General features: G+C 61.9%; 3 protein-coding genes. All 3 read right to left on the reverse strand.

From position 1 onward, the window contains the following. On the reverse strand, positions 1–555 hold a 555-nt coding region (locus AC2FL1_RS23415; RefSeq protein WP_496878523.1), incomplete at its 3' end, for a class I SAM-dependent rRNA methyltransferase. A gap of 38 nt (positions 556–593) precedes the next feature. Next, positions 594–866, reverse strand: a complete 273-nt coding sequence (locus AC2FL1_RS23420; RefSeq protein ID WP_496878524.1) for a hypothetical protein — start codon at positions 864–866, stop codon at positions 594–596. Beyond that, positions 850–1,530: [protein-PII] uridylyltransferase family protein (locus tag AC2FL1_RS23425; RefSeq protein ID WP_496878525.1), on the reverse strand; the 681-nt coding region annotated here is incomplete at its 5' end. The genes AC2FL1_RS23425 and AC2FL1_RS23420, both read right to left, overlap by 17 nt.

The following is a 1,530-nucleotide window of genomic DNA, read 5'->3' on the forward strand; positions in this document are numbered from 1 at the left end:
GTCGGGTGCTGTGCCGTGCAAAGTCAGGTTCTCATCGTCGAGCCCTTCCAGCCCGCGCGTGCGGCCCGAGGCGTTTTTCAGCACCGTCGTCACGCCTGCGACCTTGATTAGCGCTTCGGTGAGCGTATCCAGATGCACCTCGGCCCAGGCCGCGTTGGGCTGGATGACACAGGTATCGCCAAACCTGTCGATGATCACACCGGGAAAGCCATCGGCCTCGGCATGGACCAGACGGTAGAAAGGCGCATCAAACAGACGTTCACGCAGTGCAAGGGCGCGGCTGAGGCGGGTTTCGAACCAAGTATTGTCCAACTGCGCGTTGGTATCACGATCCAGCACCCTGCACATGATTTTTGACTCAGGATTGACCGCCACCAGCGCAAGCGCTGCGGGAGTGTCATCCTCGAGAATCGCCAGAGCGCCTGCGGGGATCTTGCGCGTACGGCGGACGGTGACGATGTCATTTGCATAGACCCAAGGGAAGCCATGGCGCAGGCCGCGCGCGTTGGCTTTGGGTTTCAGGCGGATACGGGGGCGGTCGGCAGATTGGGTCATGGTGCCCTCTTAGTCGCGAATGTGCCGATGGAAAAGACCTAGCGGCTTCGCGAACGCCAGCCACCGCGCCGTTTCGGGGTTTGGGCCGCCTGAAGGCCCTCGGACAGAACCTGAGTCATGGGATGATCCGGGCTGTGCAGCGCGTATGCCGCATGCAACTCGGTCAGCGCCGTGTTCTGGTCACGCTCTTCGGGCAGGCTGAGCGCCCAGTCCAGAAATATGCTGCGGCATTCCGGCAGGGTGATGCCTTCGATGCGATAAGCTTCCTGGATCAGACCTGTGTGGTCATTGGGATCAGTGCTGCGTGCCATCTTCGCCCTCTTGGATCACGCTGCCGATCAGGTCGGCCGCAGTTGTGTAACTCTCCTGCAATGCCCGTTGCAGTGCATCGACCTGTTCAAACCCGGTGGCACGGCACAGGAAATCCACACCTCCTTCACCGATCTGCTCCGCCTCGATGACTTTGCCCGATAGAAGCCGGGCCGCACATTGCACCGACCAGCATAGGCTGTAGCAGTCTTTCAGGGATTGCGCCTGCGCGACATCCAGCAACCCGGCAGCGACGGCTCCATCGAGGCCCGAGGACACATCGCGTGCCGTAGTCCCTGCCAGCAAGGCACCGGTTTCGGCCATCAGTTCGATGTCCATCAGGCGGCCGGGCCCGTTTTTGGCATCCCAAATCCCGGCAGGTGCCTTGGCTGCGGCCAGGCGCGTTCGCATCTCGGCGACTTCGCGCAAGACATTGTCCCGCTCGCGTGGGCGCGACAGAAACCCGGCGCGGAACGCTTCGATATCATTTGCCAAACCGGCATCACCCGCAACGACATGAGGACGGGTCAGGGCCAGATGTTCCCACACCCAGGCCTCGTTCTGCTGATAATTGGTAAAGCTGGCCCAACTGGTGGCGACCGGCCCCTGATTGCCGGACGGGCGCAGGCGCATGTCTACTTCATACAGCCGCCCCTGTGACATCGG

This window comes from Ruegeria sp. YKSF070 (genome assembly GCF_059612725.1).

Excerpts from the sequence above, each read along its gene's own strand:
- AC2FL1_RS23420 (WP_496878524.1), bottom strand. The coding sequence starts at position 866 with ATGGCACGCAGCACTGATCCCAATGACCACACAGGTCTGATCCAGGAA.